Origin of the sequence: Bradyrhizobium manausense (genome assembly GCF_001440035.1) — a bacterium.
In the GTDB taxonomy this organism is placed as follows: Bacteria; Pseudomonadota; Alphaproteobacteria; order Rhizobiales; family Xanthobacteraceae; genus Bradyrhizobium; species Bradyrhizobium manausense.
Map to the genome: position 1 here is coordinate 19,973 of NZ_LJYG01000107.1, position 15,214 is coordinate 35,186.

At 58.2% G+C, this 15,214-nt stretch carries 14 protein-coding genes and 2 pseudogenes; 9 read left to right on the plus strand and 7 right to left on the minus strand.

Features of this window, described 5'->3' with window-relative positions; translation table 11 throughout:
* Positions 1 to 505 precede the first annotated feature (505 nt).
* Both AOQ71_RS29895 and AOQ71_RS29900 read left to right on the plus strand, forming a co-directional pair.
* Positions 506 to 676: a hypothetical protein gene (locus AOQ71_RS29895; RefSeq protein WP_202802520.1), complete on the plus strand. Its 171-nt coding sequence runs from the start codon at positions 506 to 508 to the stop codon at positions 674 to 676.
* Positions 666 to 2,735 carry a recombinase family protein gene (locus AOQ71_RS29900; protein ID WP_057754500.1) on the plus strand — a complete coding sequence of 690 codons (2,070 nt, stop codon included), beginning with the start codon at positions 666 to 668 and terminating at the stop codon, positions 2,733 to 2,735. Before AOQ71_RS29895 ends, AOQ71_RS29900 begins: the two co-directional genes overlap by 11 nt.
* Here AOQ71_RS29900 and AOQ71_RS29905 read toward each other — a convergent pair.
* Positions 2,705 to 3,777, minus strand: a protein-coding gene (locus AOQ71_RS29905) for an IS3 family transposase (protein ID WP_157083685.1) whose coding sequence is annotated in 2 segments (ribosomal slippage) — positions 2,705 to 3,516 and positions 3,516 to 3,777 — 1,074 coding nt in all. Because the reading frame shifts where the segments join, the coding sequence is not laid out codon by codon here. The two genes, AOQ71_RS29900 and AOQ71_RS29905, sit on opposite strands and share 31 nt — an antisense overlap.
* A gap of 567 nt (positions 3,778 to 4,344) precedes the next feature.
* Here AOQ71_RS29905 and AOQ71_RS29915 point away from each other — a divergent pair.
* Complete coding sequence (locus AOQ71_RS29915) at positions 4,345 to 4,647, plus strand: HU family DNA-binding protein (RefSeq protein WP_057754511.1); 303 nt, start codon at positions 4,345 to 4,347, stop codon at positions 4,645 to 4,647.
* 423 nt (positions 4,648 to 5,070) lie between these two features.
* Here AOQ71_RS29915 and AOQ71_RS29920 read toward each other — a convergent pair whose 3' ends face one another.
* The 3 genes and pseudogenes from AOQ71_RS29920 to AOQ71_RS29930 all read right to left on the minus strand — a co-directional run bounded on the left by AOQ71_RS29920 (position 5,071) and on the right by AOQ71_RS29930 (position 7,573).
* On the minus strand, positions 5,071 to 5,337 hold the full coding sequence (locus AOQ71_RS29920) for a hypothetical protein (protein WP_157083686.1): 267 nt from the start codon (positions 5,335 to 5,337) through the stop codon (positions 5,071 to 5,073).
* A gap of 819 nt (positions 5,338 to 6,156) precedes the next feature.
* Entirely contained in the window at positions 6,157 to 6,558 is a 402-nt protein-coding gene (locus tag AOQ71_RS29925; RefSeq protein WP_057754518.1) for a response regulator transcription factor, read from the minus strand.
* 460 nt (positions 6,559 to 7,018) lie between these two features.
* A pseudogene (locus AOQ71_RS29930) lies at positions 7,019 to 7,573 on the minus strand (cyclic nucleotide-binding domain-containing protein).
* A gap of 647 nt (positions 7,574 to 8,220) precedes the next feature.
* On the opposite strand from AOQ71_RS29930, the gene folE reads away from it, so the two are divergent.
* The 6 genes and pseudogenes from folE (at position 8,221) to AOQ71_RS45485 (ending at position 11,850) form a co-directional block, all read left to right on the plus strand.
* A complete protein-coding gene (folE, locus tag AOQ71_RS29935; RefSeq protein ID WP_057754522.1) occupies positions 8,221 to 8,937 on the plus strand; it encodes a GTP cyclohydrolase I in 717 nt (238 codons plus the stop codon).
* Complete coding sequence (locus AOQ71_RS29940) at positions 8,934 to 9,410, plus strand: 6-pyruvoyl trahydropterin synthase family protein (protein WP_057754526.1); 477 nt, start codon at positions 8,934 to 8,936, stop codon at positions 9,408 to 9,410. The genes folE and AOQ71_RS29940 overlap by 4 nt, the downstream gene beginning before the upstream one ends.
* A complete protein-coding gene (queE, locus tag AOQ71_RS29945) occupies positions 9,385 to 10,041 on the plus strand; it encodes a 7-carboxy-7-deazaguanine synthase QueE (RefSeq protein WP_057754529.1) in 657 nt (218 codons plus the stop codon). The genes AOQ71_RS29940 and queE overlap by 26 nt, the downstream gene beginning before the upstream one ends.
* A 176-nt stretch (positions 10,042 to 10,217) precedes the next feature.
* A complete protein-coding gene (queC, locus tag AOQ71_RS29950; protein WP_057754532.1) occupies positions 10,218 to 10,922 on the plus strand; it encodes a 7-cyano-7-deazaguanine synthase QueC in 705 nt (234 codons plus the stop codon).
* Positions 10,923 to 10,942: 20 nt separating this feature from the next.
* Positions 10,943 to 11,629: pseudogene (locus tag AOQ71_RS44040) on the plus strand (IS701 family transposase); the annotation flags it as partial.
* 53 nt (positions 11,630 to 11,682) lie between these two features.
* Positions 11,683 to 11,850, plus strand: coding sequence for a hypothetical protein (locus tag AOQ71_RS45485; RefSeq protein WP_157083687.1), 168 nt, complete (start codon positions 11,683 to 11,685; stop codon positions 11,848 to 11,850).
* Between the two features lie 416 nt (positions 11,851 to 12,266).
* Here AOQ71_RS45485 and AOQ71_RS44045 read toward each other — a convergent pair whose 3' ends face one another.
* From AOQ71_RS44045 to AOQ71_RS29960, 3 genes are all read right to left on the minus strand, one after another.
* Complete coding sequence (locus tag AOQ71_RS44045; protein WP_083514595.1) at positions 12,267 to 12,473, minus strand: cold-shock protein; 207 nt, start codon at positions 12,471 to 12,473, stop codon at positions 12,267 to 12,269.
* Positions 12,474 to 13,034: 561 nt separating this feature from the next.
* Positions 13,035 to 13,775, minus strand: coding sequence for a 4'-phosphopantetheinyl transferase family protein (locus tag AOQ71_RS49810; protein ID WP_083514593.1), 741 nt, complete (start codon positions 13,773 to 13,775; stop codon positions 13,035 to 13,037).
* 60 nt (positions 13,776 to 13,835) lie between these two features.
* A complete protein-coding gene (locus AOQ71_RS29960; protein WP_057754535.1) occupies positions 13,836 to 15,206 on the minus strand; it encodes an MATE family efflux transporter in 1,371 nt (456 codons plus the stop codon).
* Positions 15,207 to 15,214 lie beyond the last annotated feature (8 nt).

Here is a 15,214-nt window from a genome sequence, read left to right on the forward strand (position 1 = left end):
CCCGCCGCGGATGGCAGGTGGTGGCGAACTCGGATGGCGTCCTCCATCCGAGCCGTGAGTGTGGTCGTGTGTCGTTGTACAACAAGGTTTGAGAACGCCCACAGGACCGTTCTTCGCGAGGTTCTTTATCGACATCATCCCTGGTCTGGTCGTCGAGTTTGCGTTCATGGAAGGGTCGAGAAGACTGATGATGTCGCTTTCCGCTGCTCGCTGGATGGATCGCAAGCGGATCGATGGTTGGAGGTTCCAGCATGGATGTTCGATCGGGCAGCATGCCCTGACGCCGAGCCTTTGACAGCTCAGCCGTTTGTCGGCATCGACGCACTTGCGGCGCTCTCTGCGCTTCTCGATCTGGCGTTGAAGGATCGAACGCCATCAGCTGCCCTGCTTTCTGGCGCATCCAGAGCCTCTCACGACCAGAATCCGGGAGAGACTCATGTCACGGCAGACGGCAGTGCCAGGGAGCGGATACCGACACAATCGACAACCGCGGCCGCAGCATCAGATGGATCTGTTCGGGAGTGGCCTGTCGAACGGCGCCATCGGCGCGCCCACATGGCTGGATCTGCCAGCAGAAGCGCGGGCAGCGCTCACGAGCCTGATGACGCAGTTGATCCTCGACCATGCTGCGATGACAGCGACGCCGCGCGCGAAGGAGGTCGATCATGATCTCTGACAAGGTCAGGCCTCATCATCTGGAGCGCAAGGCGATTCTTTACGTGCGTCAATCTTCGGCCCATCAGGTGTTGCACAATCGCGAGAGCAGCGCGCTGCAATACGCCATGCGAGACCGGCTGACGGCACTCGGGTGGTCAGAAATTGAAGTGATCGATGATGATCTCGGTCGTTCAGCCGCCGGCGGCATACAGCGCGCCGGATTCGAGCGAATGGTGGCGGAGGTTTGCCTCGGCAAGGTTGGTGCGGTTTGCGCCCGCGAGGTCTCGCGCTTCGCCCGCAACAGCCGGGATTGGCAGCAACTCATCGAGATGTGCCGCGTGGTCGATACCGTTCTGGTCGATCAAGAGACCATCTATGCGCCAAGGCACGGCAACGACCGCCTGCTGCTCGGGCTCAAGGGCAGCCTCAACGAGTACGAGCTGGATCTGTTGCGCCAGCGCTCGCTTTCGGCCCGCTACGAGAAGGCGCGTCGGGGCGAGTTGGTTGTGACAGCGCCCGTCGGCTTCGTGAAGGCCGGCGACCGTTATGAGAAAGACCCGGATCGGCGTGTCCAGGAAGCGATCAAGCTGGTGTTCGACAAGGTCGAAGAACTGGGCAGTGCGCGACAGGCGCTCTGCTGGCTCCACGAGCACAATCTCGATCTGCCGGTGAAGCAGACCAACGGCGACACGGCCTGGCGGCGACCGAATTACTCCACCATCCACCGGATCATTGAGAACCCGGTCTACGGCGGCGCTTATGCCTATGGTAAGACGGCCGTGGCGGCGGGATACAGCGCCGCGGGCGTGAGCGTGAAGATCCGCCGCAAGGCGCGGAACGAATGGCTGACGCTGAAGCCCAACACTCACGAAGGGTATGTGAGCTGGGAGAAGTTCGAGGCGATTCGCACCATGGTCAGCAGCAATGTTCCCACCAGTCGGCATCACGGCGCGCCCAAGCATGGTGACGCGTTGCTGGCCGGTCTGATCCGCTGCAAGCGCTGCGGTCGTAAGCTCACACTCCGGTACTCCGGGATGGAAAACCATATCCCGCGCTACAGCTGCAGCCGTGCCTGGATGGATAATGGCGGGGCCCACTGCATCGCCTTCGGCGGACTGCGCGTCGATGACGCCATCGAGGAATCGCTGCTTGGAATCGTCGGTCCGGGCGCTGTCGCCGCCGCAACCGCTGCCGCCAAGGGAGCCAGGGAACGGCGCGATCAGGTACGCGATGCTCTCAGTCGCGACCTCGAAGCGGCGCGCTATGCCGCCGACAGGGCTTTCCGGCAATACGATGCCGCTGATCCCGCGAACCGGCTGGTGGCCAGTGAGCTGGAAGCCCGCTGGAACAGGGCGCTCGCTCACGCGGCGGAGGTTGAGGCCAAGATCGCCAAGCATGATGCGGCGACGCCTGCCCCCCTTGCTGATCCAGCCTCGCTCGGCGTTCTGGCCTCCAACCTCAAAACGGTCTGGGATGCGCCGACGACGGATGCTCGCCTCAAGAAGCGCATTGTGCGCACCCTCATCCATGAGGTCGTGGCCGATATCGATGACGCAGTCTCGGAGATCGTTCTCATCGTCCATTGGGTGGGGGGCGCCCACAGCGAGTTGCGCTTGCCGAAGCGCCGGCGCGGACAGCGCAACAGCACCTCTGCCGACATCGTCCAAGCCGTGCGTCAACTGGTGCTGATCGCCAGCGACGATCTGATTGCCGGCCTCCTCAATCGCAACGGCCTCAAGACCGGTAACGGCAATCGCTGGACTCGCGAGCGCGTCACATCAATGCGCTCGAACTACCACATCCCGGTGTTCAAGCCCGCCGAGGACGGGATCGAGCCATGGCTCAACCTTGGCAACGCCGCAAAGCTCCTGAAGATCGCGCCCAAGACGCTCCGGCTGGCCGCTGAAGCCGGCGAGATCGAATCCATCCATCCTCTGCCGGATGGTCCTTGGATCTTCGCCCGCACCGGGCTGATAACAACTGCTGCTCAATCTATCGCCGAACGAGCGCGACAGAACCCAAAATACCCCGCGGGATCGCATCCCGCTCAACAAAATCTCTTCTCTTCAATCACATAGCCAGATGGGTGTTCTGATGCGCAGTTGTAGTATCTGCGCCAAGTCTCCACTTTTTCCTGGGCGTCCGCAAGGCTGAGGAACCAGTGGGTGTTGAGGCATTCGGCCCGGAAGCGACCGTTGAAGGCTTCGATGAACGCATTGTCGGTTGGCTTGCCGGGCCGTGAGAAGTCCAGCGTGACGCCGCGCTGGTAGGCCCAAAGGTCAAGGTCGCGCGACACGAACTCGCTGCCTTGATCGACGCGGATCGTCGCCGGGTATCCCACTTCCTTACAGGCCCTTTCCAGTATCGCCACGACGTCGCTGCCGCGGAAAGTGAACCGTGGCTGCAGCGCCGGTGAGAAGCGGGAGAAAATATCGACGATCGTGAGCACGCGCAGCTTATGTCCCGTCGCCAACTGATCATGAACAAAATCCATCGCCCAGGTCTCGTTCGAGCGCGTCGCAGGCCTGCGATCATCCCGCAACTTGGCCTTGACCCGGCGCTTTGGCGTTTTGTTGCGCAATTGCAGGCCCAATTCGCGATAGATGCGACGTGTCTTGTTCTGGCCGTGGCGCCATCCCTCGCGGCGCAAGAGAACGTGAACACGGCGATAGCCGTAGCGAACGCGAACATGGCAGATCGCCTTGATGCGATCTTCGAGGGCTGCCTGGCCGCAGCGACGCGACTTGTAGTGGTAGGTTGACCGGTCGAACTCGAGGGCTTCGCAAGCCTTGCGGATCGAGACCTGCCACTCACCGCAAACCTCGTCGACCAGCTTGCGCTTGCGGCCAGGCTTCATAGCTTTCGGCGGATCACGTCCTGCAGCATCTCTTTGTCGAGGCTGAGATCGGCGACCAGCTTCTTCAGCTTGGCGTTCTCCTCCTCGAGCTGTTTCAACCGCCGCATCTCGGTCGGCAGCAGCCCGTCATACTTCTTCTTCCAGTTGAAATAGGTCGCCTGGCTGATTCCGGCCTTGCGGCAGATCTCCGCCACTGTAACCCCATCATGGCCCTGCTTCAGGATGAACGCCTTCTGGGCGTCCGAAAACTTCGAGGCTTTCATCGTTGTTCGCTCCTCCCAGCCGGGGAATCGATGCGAAAAACTCTAGCCAAAAATGGTCCAATTTGCCGGCCTCAGATCAACTCTGTCACGTAGGCGGGCTGGTGGCGCCGACGTGGGTTTGCAGCAAAATCGGCGGTCGACGATCATTCCCTCTCGTGGGACCTGGCTCCGTTCGTTATGGCGGTCTATGGCTTGCTTGAGCCGCCGCCAAGCCGGCGAGCGCAACCGTTAACGATAAGGCCTATCGGGTAGCGTATGCGCGCCGATGACTCAATGGTCACGCGGTGCACGAATTGTCGACCGTTAGATTGATGCGGCTAAAGGCCGCCCGCCCAGTGTCGATCAGTTGACGCAGAAAAAGCTATTGGTGGAATCCGCCCTGATGTTAAGAAGCGATCGGGATGGCGGAAACTCACTCGAACTCATCCTTAGGTAGTAAGCCTGTAAGTTCACTGAACTCGACGCCAACGGAAACCGATCTTTGCGGGTATGCGCTGCTCAAACAAAGGTAACCGAGTCGGCATAGCTCACCATTTGAAGCTTCTGCGCCTCTCAAAGGAATGCATCATGGCTAAGATGACGAAGAATCAGCTTATTTACGCGATTGCTGAAGGAGCGAACATTTCCAAGGCTGACGTAAAGGCCGTCATCGAGCAGATGGCGGCTGTAGGCTATAATGAGCTGAATAAGTCAGGTGAGTTCGTCATTCCAGGGTTCGTCAAAATGTCGGTCGTGAACAAGCCCGCTACTGAAGCTCGCACCGGAGTTGATCCCTTTACGAAGGAGCCGATGGAATTCGCGGCGAAGCCGGCCAGCAAATCAGTTAGGGCATCACCTCTCAAGGCTGCCAAAGACGCAGTAACGGTATGACCAGGCCGGCGGTCTCTGGATTGTTGCAATTTGTGCATGGCCAACATGCCTGGTGCGATCGTCGGATGTAACTTTGGTATGACTGCGATTGTGTCGGACGCACGTCTTGATGTGCTGCCCGTCAGTCGTGGAATACCGCTCACGCCTTACTACGACTGTGCGACGACGGAAGCGGAATAGGTCGCGCTATGGAGCGTGAAGCGCATGATGGGTTACCTGCCCGAACTTCATACTGATCGGCAAGCTTCAAGAGACGTTGCTTCGTGAACGGATCAGCTCGCTCAGCAATCTCGCGGACCAGGGACGCTCGCGCCCGATAGAAATCGTCGTTCATAAGACACCAAGAGCATGTGGCCTCGTCGACGCGTAGGAAAGGGCGCGCCTTTTGCCTCCTCGCGAATTGATCCGCACATCGAGCAAGCATTATTGCAGCGTACGCGGAGCAGCCTTCATCGTTCTTGCAAGCAGCCGGTCTTCAAGCTGCCGGATTTTGTCCAACAGCTCATGGGCCTCCACGGCATCGCGGGCGTAATGATTGATGACGCCGCCCGTGAGAAACGCAATGGCCAATGTTGCGTCTGAAACATCCTCGTCAATAAGCGTCGTTGCCAGCTTCTCAGCCAGCAGCTTTGTGCGGGCCAAAGGATCGCTTGTGACCTGTGGCGGCACGGGCCGTACCGGTTCTGCCATTCGGAGCTATCCTTGCTTCAGCTTATGTAGCATCTACATTCCCGAGCATTCAATCTTTCTAGTCACAAATATCGAGGCTGAATGCAATTTATCGCAACGTTAGCGCTATCAAATGGGGATCGTTCCTCCACCTGCGAGGTCAGCTTTCGGATGACGAGCAGGGGTCAGCGGATGATCAGAGCCGACGGCCGATTGATTGTCACGTAGTGGCAATCTGCTTTCCCCGTTAGGACTAGCGTCGCTTCGGGTGCCCATGTCGCCGTCTGCGTTGGCAATGATCGGGCGATCCATCTATGCAGCAGTGTTGGCGTGGCCGCCGTATGGCCCCTTGTGCAGCTTGCGCAACGTCCAGAGTACCGGGTGCTCGTTGGGGCAAAGCGTGCGATACGCTCCACGTCCGATCGCTAAACTTGCGTAGAGCTGACGAGTCTCACTACCTACACGCCGCAACGGTCAACGCCGAATGGAAGCGTTCGAAAGCCAGCCTGCGCGGCTGCATAGGCACGAAAGAAAGCCGAGGCCCCGTTGGATTTCCGGCTGAGACTTGTAGCGCGAAGGTTGAAACGGCAAAGCCAGAAGCGCAAGCTCAACCGCCATCTCAACTGCGTTTCTGGACAACACGCCGGCCTCAGCCCCATCTGCGGTTGAGGCCAGATAGCTATCTCTTCGCGATGATCGAGAGCATACACCGGGGATGAGCTCTTCTATTCCATCCTTTCGACGATCTTCTCATTGCGCACTGCCTTACCCATTTCAGATGAGCCTCGTCGGTTCGCAATGCGAAACCGCATGACCTTGCATCGGGCGATCAGCGTAGAGCTAAAGTTGAGCGGATGGCTCGTTGTCTAAGGCATCGGCGTCATCGCGGTGTTGCTCCAGTGCGGCATCGAGGTGCTTGAACAACGTATGGCCGGCGAAGGGTTTTGCCAGTAGCCCAACTGCTCCCCGATTCAGCTCAGAGGTGCGAATGCGGTCACTACCGCAGGCAGTCATAAAAATGAATGGCGCGTCGTATCGCTGAGCCCGCATCTCTCTCAGTAAGTCCAAGCCGCTCATCATCGCCATCTGCACATCCGCAATCACACAGGATGTCTCGCTCAACTGGGGTGAGTGCAGGAACTTCTCAGCCGATGCAAATGTATGGACGATGTAGTCGCGCGATCTTAAAAGGTTCTCTATCGCAAAGCGGACCGACGTGTCGTCATCGACGACGGAAATCATAGGCGTAGACAATATGCGCCCTCCTGACGCTGGAAAGAGCTTGCATCAGCATCCTGGACGACAAGTAGGCTTGATGACGAATTTCTAAAATCATACTTAGGTTTGACGCAGCGATTAGTATGACTTTTCATTGCGCAGTCATCTGATCAGGTCGGACTACGAGCATGCGCGCGAAGTGTTCGGCTCCAGCGCGTATTATGCGCGAAGGCCAAAAAGTCCCTCGAGCTTGCCGATAGCTATCCGAGCGTTACAGACGAATCGAGCAGCTTGGGAGCCGCCCACCTCGGGCGCGCAAACATTGCCCGCTCTCTGATTAGAGAGAGCTTTTGCGCCGATCGCATCTGGTACCCGCGTGATCTGCTCTCGCTAAAATCGGTTCTGCCCCCTTATGCCTATTCATTGATCGTGCCTCCAGGTCGAAAAGCGCAAGGGACTGTCGATCGAGGATCACGATCGCGCGTTAGGAATTCCCCATAAAATGAAGGATGCCCGCCCTGTCCAGTTGCGACACCGCCCGCTGTCTCGAGCGTCAAGCCAAGGTAGTCGGCGATATCGCGGCGGGACATCGGTAGCGAAATTACGCCGGCGGCGGATAGCCGCCCATCCATCTAAACAAGAACGCGGCAGCCTCTCAAGTGAGGTTTTTGCGTCCCAGCAACAGCATATGGTTTTTGGCGTGCTGCAGGTTGTCGGTTGTCAGACCGAGCAGGTTACGCCAGACAACGATATCACTGTCGGCGGCCACTTCAAGGCTTGCCCGTCTCATCACGCGAACAGTGGTTTTGACCACCGCTTCTGCGGTAAATCGATGTGTCTCACCGTTCTCGCGTCCAAAGATGTCGCCGTCCAAATGAAATGCGCCGATCGGGCGGCGACCGTCGCAATTTATAGCTCCGCACCGCGCCGCGCTCGACCTGACGGACATACTCGGCGGCTTCCTTCTCGCCGTAGATTTCACGTCCCTTTTTGTAAGTGAATTCACCTAGGCCGATCATGGGGTGGAATCGCTCGACAGGCAAAAATCTCTGAGCGAGGCGTCTGGTTCACTGGTGCCCGAACCTGGGAGACTACGTCGCTTGGCTTGGTCAGGCGATGAGCGCGTTCCTTGCTGGCGATCCACGTGCGCAATTTGACCTCGTCAAATGTCCAAGCCTTGAATGGCTTTCCCGGGTCAGGAATTTCGCCCCGAGCTGCCTGTATAGTTCTCTTGTTCTCGCCAATTCGGGCGACATCCTCTACCCTGATGCGTTTGGGCGTCCCGTTCATCGGTTCTTCGCGCCAATCACAGGGCTATTAACCGTCTGATGGCTTCGGGGCGGGTAAGATTTTGCTGCTTTTGCTGGCGCCTCAATCGTGTCCGCTTGTCGGCGTGTATGTCTGAATCCTGACACGAAGGCCGCAAATGATCGGCAGGCGCGGCACAGTGCATTGATTTTCTCTTCCTCAAGCAAGTCTCGCACAGATGCTTTTGCGGCATGCTGATTGCAGAGAGACTAAAAAGGACCGTTTGGCAATCCTGGTCTCTCGGTCAACGACGCAGGAAAGATGAAAGTTCTCGATCCTATGCAAATTGATACTAAACACTGCCCGGTAAGGCACTTCCCCAATTGAAGCTTTGTCCATCGCGGGTCCCTCCATTGTTCTTCACGACGATCGCAGACCATGTCGTTCACGCAAACTAAAAGCGAAGCTCCCGGCACAGGATTTCTGATGAGCTCAACGCAAGCAATTCGTGAACGTCTGCGCGACGCCGGCGCGTCGTTTGCGGCAAACGCCAATATCGCAGAATACCTGCTGCCTGGTGACATTGAGGTGATCCAAGCCGAGGTCGAGCGGCACGTGCAGGGTGTGCTGGAAGCCCTGGTTATCGACACCAGCCGCGACCACAACACCAAAGCGACCGCGAAGCGCATTGCCAGGATGTACGTGCGCGAGGTTTTTGCCGGGCGCTTTGAGCCCGCGCCGGAGGTTACGGACTTCCCGAACGCGAGCGGCCTGAATGAACTCTACACGTTGGGTCCCATTGCCGTGCGCTCGACGTGCTCGCATCACCTCGTACCCATGACTGGCCGCATGTGGGTCGGCGTGGTGCCCGGCGAAAAAGTGATCGGTATCAGCAAGTTTGCGCGCCTTGCCAACTGGATCATGTCGCGCCCGCACATCCAGGAGGAGGCCGCAGTTATGCTGGCGGACGAACTGGAACGACGTATCCTGCCGAAGGGATTGGCCGTCATCGTTAGGATGCAGCACCAATGCATGATCTGGCGTGGTGTCCGCGAGGATGACACCATCATGATAACCAGCATCATGCGCGGTGCTTTCCGCGACGACAGGACATTGCGCAGCGAATTTATGACACTGGTCAAGGATCAACCGTGACGTACCTATCGACGAAGACATACGGTCATGAAATCGGACTATCCGCTACATTTCGCCAGTGGCGCGCGCTGTCACACTGTCGTCTGCTGCACGGTTACTCGCTATCATTTCGCTTCGAGTTCGAGGCCGACACCCTAGACGACAAGAATTGGGTCGTGGATTTTGGCGGCCTCAAAGAGCTGAAAGCGATCCTCGAAGACACGTTTGACCATAAGACCGTCGTAGCTGCGGACGATCCGGAGCTTGAATGGTTCCACGAGGCGGCGCGACGCGGCGTCGCGGATATCGTTGTGCTACCCGCTGTCGGCTGCGAAAAGTTTGCCGAGCACGTCTACGGCATCGCGAGCAAGTGGCTGCTGACAGAGCGACTTTCTCCGCGTTGCCGGCTTGCATCTGTCGAAGTCAAAGAGCACGGTGCGAACAGCGCGATCTATCGGGGAACGAGCCGTGCTGCCGGTCAACGAGATCTTTGAAACTATCCAAGGCGAAGCCTGCAAGAGCGGCACGCCGTCCGTGTTCCTGCGGCTACAGGCCTGCCCAGTTCGTTGCCCCTGGTGCGACAGCAAGCACACATGGGTCGCAGATCCAGCAAACCAAGTGTCGATAGCCGAGATCACGGCCAAGGTCGAGGACACCAACACTTGGGCTATGATGTCGCCGAGGGAAATACTGCTCGCCGTGCAGGGGTTTAGGGCTCGGCATGTCGTGATCACGGGCGGCGAGCCCGCAGCGTACGACCTTCAGCCATTGACGACGCTACTTATCAAGTCTGGCTTCTCGGTGCAGGTGGAGACATCGGGCACCCATGCCATTCAGGTGCACCCCTGCACGTGGGTGACCATCAGCCCGAAAATTGGCATGCCCGGCGGGCTCGTTGTTTTGGATGAAGCGCTGCGGCGTGGCAACGAGATCAAACATTGCGTGGGCAAGCCTGCTGATATCGAGAAGCTCCTGGCCCTCAACATCCCGCGCGAATTCATGCCGATGATATGGCTGCAGCCCTTGAGCCAAAGCCGGAAGGCGACGAAGCTGTGCATTCAGGAGGCGACCGCGCGCGACTGGCGTGTCAGCATTCAGACGCATAAGTTTCTCGGCGTGCGGTAGAAACCCGTGCACGTTCAAGCGTTCTGCGGCTTCATCTTAGAGGCGATCATGAATTACGTCCTCTAAGTCGGAACTCAATGAAGGGAAAGCGGCATTTATCGCAGGCTTCTTGCCGTTGTTCGCCATTGCCAAGCGCGCCTGATCTCAACTCTTCACATTGTAAGCGAATCCTCTCAATGACCGATTTCACATCCGAAGCCGCGCTGGTTCTGTTTTCTGGCGGACAGGATTCCGCCACCTGCCTCGCTTGGGCGCTGTCGCGCTTTGCCCGGGTTGAGACCGTCGGCTTTGCCTATGGCCAACGCCATGCGATCGAGCTGACCTGCTGCGATCAGTTGCTGAACGGATTGAAGAAGCTGCGCGTAGACTGGGCGAGCAAGCTCGGCGACAAGCATACGCTTGAGATCCCCACACTGTCTGCGATATCAAAGACCGCACTGACCCGCGAGATGACGATCGAGATAGGCGCGGACGGGATGCCCAACACGTTCGTGCCAGGCCGCAATCTGATCTTTTTGACCTTTGCCGCGGCGCTCGCCTACCCGCGCCGGATTTCTCATATCGTTGGCGGCATGTGCGAGAAAGATCATTCCTGCGCCCCCGATTGCCGGGACGTGACCATCCGCGCGCTGAACAATGCGCTCAACCATGGCATGTTGAGGGACTTTCATCTACACACGCCGCTGATGTGGCTGGACAAGGCGGCGATTTGGCGACTTGGCTCCGAGCTCGGCGGAGCGGAACTGGTCGACCTGATCCGTGAGCACTCACACACCTGTTATCTCGGCGAACGCGGTGCCCGGCACGACTGGGGGTTTGGCTGCGGTGAATGTCCCGCCTGTGCGGTGCGTGCAAAGGGCTGGCGGGAGTTTTCCTGTTAGACATGGTCCAGGCCGTCTATTGCGGAGTTGCGCGCCAGTACACGGGCTCGGCGGGTAAGATCACGAACTGGCAGATCGGGGTGTTCGCTTCCCATGTGTCGCGGCACGGTCATGCCTTCATCGACCGAGCACTCTATTTACCAAAGGAATGGACGCATGATCGCCGCCGGCTGAAGGCGGCGCATGTGCCGAACAATGTGGTATTTGCGACCAAACCTCAGATCGCTCGTCGGATGATTACGCGCGCGATCGCCGCGAAGGTGCCATTCTCCTTCGTCGCGACCGACACCGTGTATGGCACGGGAATGATCGAAGCGTTGTTTCGCAATGCGGGCAAGGGCTATCCTGGGCGTCGTTGCAAATCGCGTGCGCCATTCCTGGGGCTAGCCTCAGTTTGTCAGCTGCACCGCCGCCACGAATGCGCACAGCCTTCCCGGGACCGCGTGGCGACGCCTGTCGTCCGGCGAAGGAGCCAAAGGGCCGCGTTTACACGACTGGGCCTACGTCGAACTGGCCGATCTCGAGGCCGAAACCGTTCCCGGGGAACGGACACGAGGCTTTTGATCCGCCGCAACATCGCCGCTGGTGATATGCTTCTTCTCCGCTTGGTGTCCCAAGGGCACGCCGATGGCCAAGCTGGTGGCGGTGGAGGTCATCGCTGGGCTGTGGAGGATATTTTTGGGGCTGCCAAGAATGAATTCGGCCTCGGATCACCGATCTGATTGCGTCAGGCAAGCTGTGTACAGAGATCGAGCTGCCGGTGCTCGATCCGCAGCATGTCCGTGTCATGATTTGCGAAAGCCTTGCGCTGGTGCGCGATGCCCGCGAACTGCTGAACGCGAAGGGCTTTGTTGAAGGCAATGACGGGAGCCCGCGCAATTCGTGGTCGAAAAGGCGTTTGCCGAACTCGGAGAAGGGTTCTGCATGAATCATGACTTCGAGTAGTGCCATGAACCATCGGGAATGACGCGCGTACAGCGCAATCTGGAGCGCTGCAGGCAGGAATCACCGAGACGAAGAGAATTATCTTGAACTGCCGAGCCTGACAATCCAGGTGCTTGTTTCGATGCTTGCCAGCTTGCAGGGTCCAAGAAGACCAGCTGGCTGCGCAGCTTTCTGAATTCGCCTTGGGCAATGTCCGCAACAATGCAAGACCACCAAAGGTCGAAAATTAGAGCACCCCGATGTCACAGCGAGAATTGTGACCCGGCGAAAAACGAGCGTTGCGGGTTGCACGAGTAGTGAGGTGTTTCTCGGCAGCGTGATTCCCGTCTGCACAGGGGAGCAGCCCCGCCCCTTTTCTCCCGGGGCGGGGCTCTTCATTTCTAGTCGTTACCGAGGAGCCTATCCAACTCGGAGATTTTCGGCGGAGGGTTTCCCGGAGCGGCTGGTCTTGGGCTCATAGCTAATTCGGGCGCCCTCCGCGAGGGCATTGTAACCGGCTTTCTCGACGGCACTAATGTGCACGAAGATGTCCGGGCCTCCATCGTCTGGTGTGATAAAGCCGTATCCTTTGGTCGCGTTAAACCACTTCACAGTACCTATTGCCAATGCAGTATCTCCGAGTTGAAGCCAGTCCATCTAGCCGATGGGGGAGGCGGACATCAAGTCAGGACTGCGAAAGGCGCCTCTCATCCAGATTGTTCTCGACGCGGAGTCGAGCAGTTGGGCCGTGCTCCTATATGATGTCGGCTTCGCTTACAAAGTGACGGAGATCATGCGCCGGCGCTATATTTCGCGAAGGACTATGAGCGGACCTTCGCGGTTCATGTGCGACGGCCGCAGCGGTTGTCAAGAACTAGAAGATCAAGTAGACGATTTTGGCTTATGCTGGGCGTTAGGGGAGCGAACAATTTATGCTCGGACTTGCGGCTCCGCCCCCACTCGCGCGCATCCAGCGTTGCACCTCGCGGGTGAGACGATCCAACAAGTCTCGGTTTTTCCGCTCTCTCCAACTATCCTCAAGTCGCATATTCATCGCCATGGGTGCGAGTGTCACCGCCCAAAAGCCGATCATCAAGGACCGGCCACGCTCCTGCCCCCAACGGCTCTCTTTAGAGCCAATACGAGGTGTTGTTCACCCTCGCCAGGTTCCAGAACCATTGTCACATTTCAGGGCGTTGTCTGGATCCTCGACTTAACCAAGGCAGCAGTGAAAATCAGCCCGTCCGCGAGCATAAAGCGACCGCGAAGCTCACGCGTGCCGCCGCAAGTATGCGGTAGGGGACGAGAAAGGCGAGCCCAGAATGCATGATCATTTGCACTAAAGGTCACCATAGCGTCCTGGAACCCCAGCCACGCCCGGGTGAGCGGAAACCACGCCTTGAAAATGCTCTCCTTGGCGCTGAAGAGCAGCCGATCCCAATGGATGTCCCCGGGGGCACCGGTGAGCCACGATTGCTCTTCGTCGACTGCGATGTATGCCAACAGACCCGGTGGCAGCGCCTCGTCGATCACTGCGTCAATTCCAATTGAATGATAGCTCGCGCGGATGGCGACAGCTGCTGCGCAGAATCTCGGACAATGCGTTATGCTCCCAACCACAGCTGGCGGCCAAAGGGGTTCACGGTGTAGGCCGCTGGGGATCGGGCAAGGAGGAACGCCTAACTCGGACAACGCTGCTCTTGCACAGGCACGTCCGACCGCAAACTCGTTCCTTCTCTTGTCGACGGCCGTGGCCACGGCTCCTTCTTCCGAGGGCAGGATTTCAGCTCCGCCGTTCCAAGTACCGGGACAGGTTCGCACAACAACATTCGACGGCAGCAGCTGAGGGCTCGATCGCAAGCACCGCCGCTCAAGACCGCTACTATAGCTCCATGACTCGTGCACGTTACGCTCATCACTTTCTCGCATCGCAACACCTGCCGGCCATGTGGGCTCAATGCTCTGGCCGCGATGATGTCCGTTGTCAGGTCAACTCGTCATCTCGATCGCTCTTGAAGCCGGGTGCCGTCGTAGCTCAGCGAACTGGTTGAACATGACAAACAGCGCGATCATTCCGGCGCCCAGCTCAGCGAATGCTTGACTGGCCAACAGCCCCTTGAAACCCCATATGACCGGGAATAACAGTACGGCCGGTATGAAGAGATAGCTCTGTCTCGCCAAGGACACAACCGCACTGAGACGTGCCCTTCCGAACGACTGAAGCATGGTCGTCACGAAGCTCTGAATACCAAAAAGCCAAAAAAAGAGATGGAAGACGATGCAGCTTGAGACCGCAATTTCCGTGACCTTCTCGCTATCGCTGAACAGCCTGACCAAAGGTCGGGCCAAAATCACAACGGCCGCAGAATATGCAACGGAAAGAGCAAAAGCCACGGAGAGCATGACCTTCGCAGCCTTCAATACCCGAGCAAAGTCTCGTGCGCCCCAACCGAACCCCAGGACAGCTTGAGAACCTATGCAGAAGCCGGTGATAGGCAGTGCGCCGATCACCAGCAATCGCACAGCTATTCCCACTGCCGCGATGGAATCGTCGCCGAACGGCGCAGCAGCTCCGTACAAGAGCATAGAGGCAATGGCGGACAAAATACTGGTCATGGTCGCCGGCGCTCCTATGAGCGCGAGCTGTCTGATGCGAGCTGTTCGCAACGAGATGTGAGACATCCTGACGAGGACCATCCCGCGTAGCTTTGTAAAATACGCGATATAGAGGCTAATAGCAGCGATCTGAGATACCAGCGTTGCCAGAGCTGCGCCTCGTACGCCGAGGTCCAGCAGGAATATGAGGACAGGATCAAGCGCGGCGTTCAGTATGAAGGCGGTCATCATCGTCCACATGCTGAATCGTGTGTTGCCTTCGGCTCGGACAATGAAGCCGTTGACGATGTTCAGAAGCATCAGGGTATACCCGAACAAAATCGTCGTCGCGTAGTCGAGCGCCAGAGGCATGATGGTTGGCGTGGCCCCCAGCGTTACGAAGATCCCTCGCAGATTTAGAAGCAGAGCGGCGGTAAACATGATGCCGATCGGAGCGGCGAGCGCCAGTGCAGTACTGGCGCCACGACTCGCCTCAAGGTACTCACCAGCGCCAAGATGACGAGATATGAAAGACGCTGTTCCAACGCCAATCCCTTGTCCGACTGCCGTGAGCAGGACCACGATCGGAAAGGTCATGCTGACGGCTGCGATCGCCTGCGTGCCAAGTGCGCCAACAAAGATCGCGTTGACGACCTGGTGTAACGCGTTGATCGATAAGCCAACAATAGATGGAATGGCGAGCCGCAGGATAAGGCTCGAGAGATTGGGGTCCGATAGATCGATGGGCCGCTTCTTCTTTGGCATTGCGATCG

Coding starts and splice junctions, on each gene's coding strand:
- queC (WP_057754532.1), top strand. CDS start 10,218: ATGACCGATTTCACATCCGAAGCCGCGCTGGTTCTGTTTTCTGGCGGA.
- AOQ71_RS29960 (WP_057754535.1), bottom strand. CDS start 15,206: ATGCCAAAGAAGAAGCGGCCCATCGATCTATCGGACCCCAATCTCTCG.
- AOQ71_RS29915 (WP_057754511.1), top strand. CDS start 4,345: ATGGCTAAGATGACGAAGAATCAGCTTATTTACGCGATTGCTGAAGGA.
- folE (WP_057754522.1), top strand. CDS start 8,221: ATGTCGTTCACGCAAACTAAAAGCGAAGCTCCCGGCACAGGATTTCTG.
- AOQ71_RS49810 (WP_083514593.1), bottom strand. CDS start 13,775: ATGCGAGAAAGTGATGAGCGTAACGTGCACGAGTCATGGAGCTATAGT.
- AOQ71_RS29920 (WP_157083686.1), bottom strand. CDS start 5,337: ATGGCAGAACCGGTACGGCCCGTGCCGCCACAGGTCACAAGCGATCCT.
- AOQ71_RS29895 (WP_202802520.1), top strand. CDS start 506: ATGGATCTGTTCGGGAGTGGCCTGTCGAACGGCGCCATCGGCGCGCCC.
- AOQ71_RS29925 (WP_057754518.1), bottom strand. CDS start 6,558: ATGATTTCCGTCGTCGATGACGACACGTCGGTCCGCTTTGCGATAGAG.
- AOQ71_RS29900 (WP_057754500.1), top strand. CDS start 666: ATGATCTCTGACAAGGTCAGGCCTCATCATCTGGAGCGCAAGGCGATT.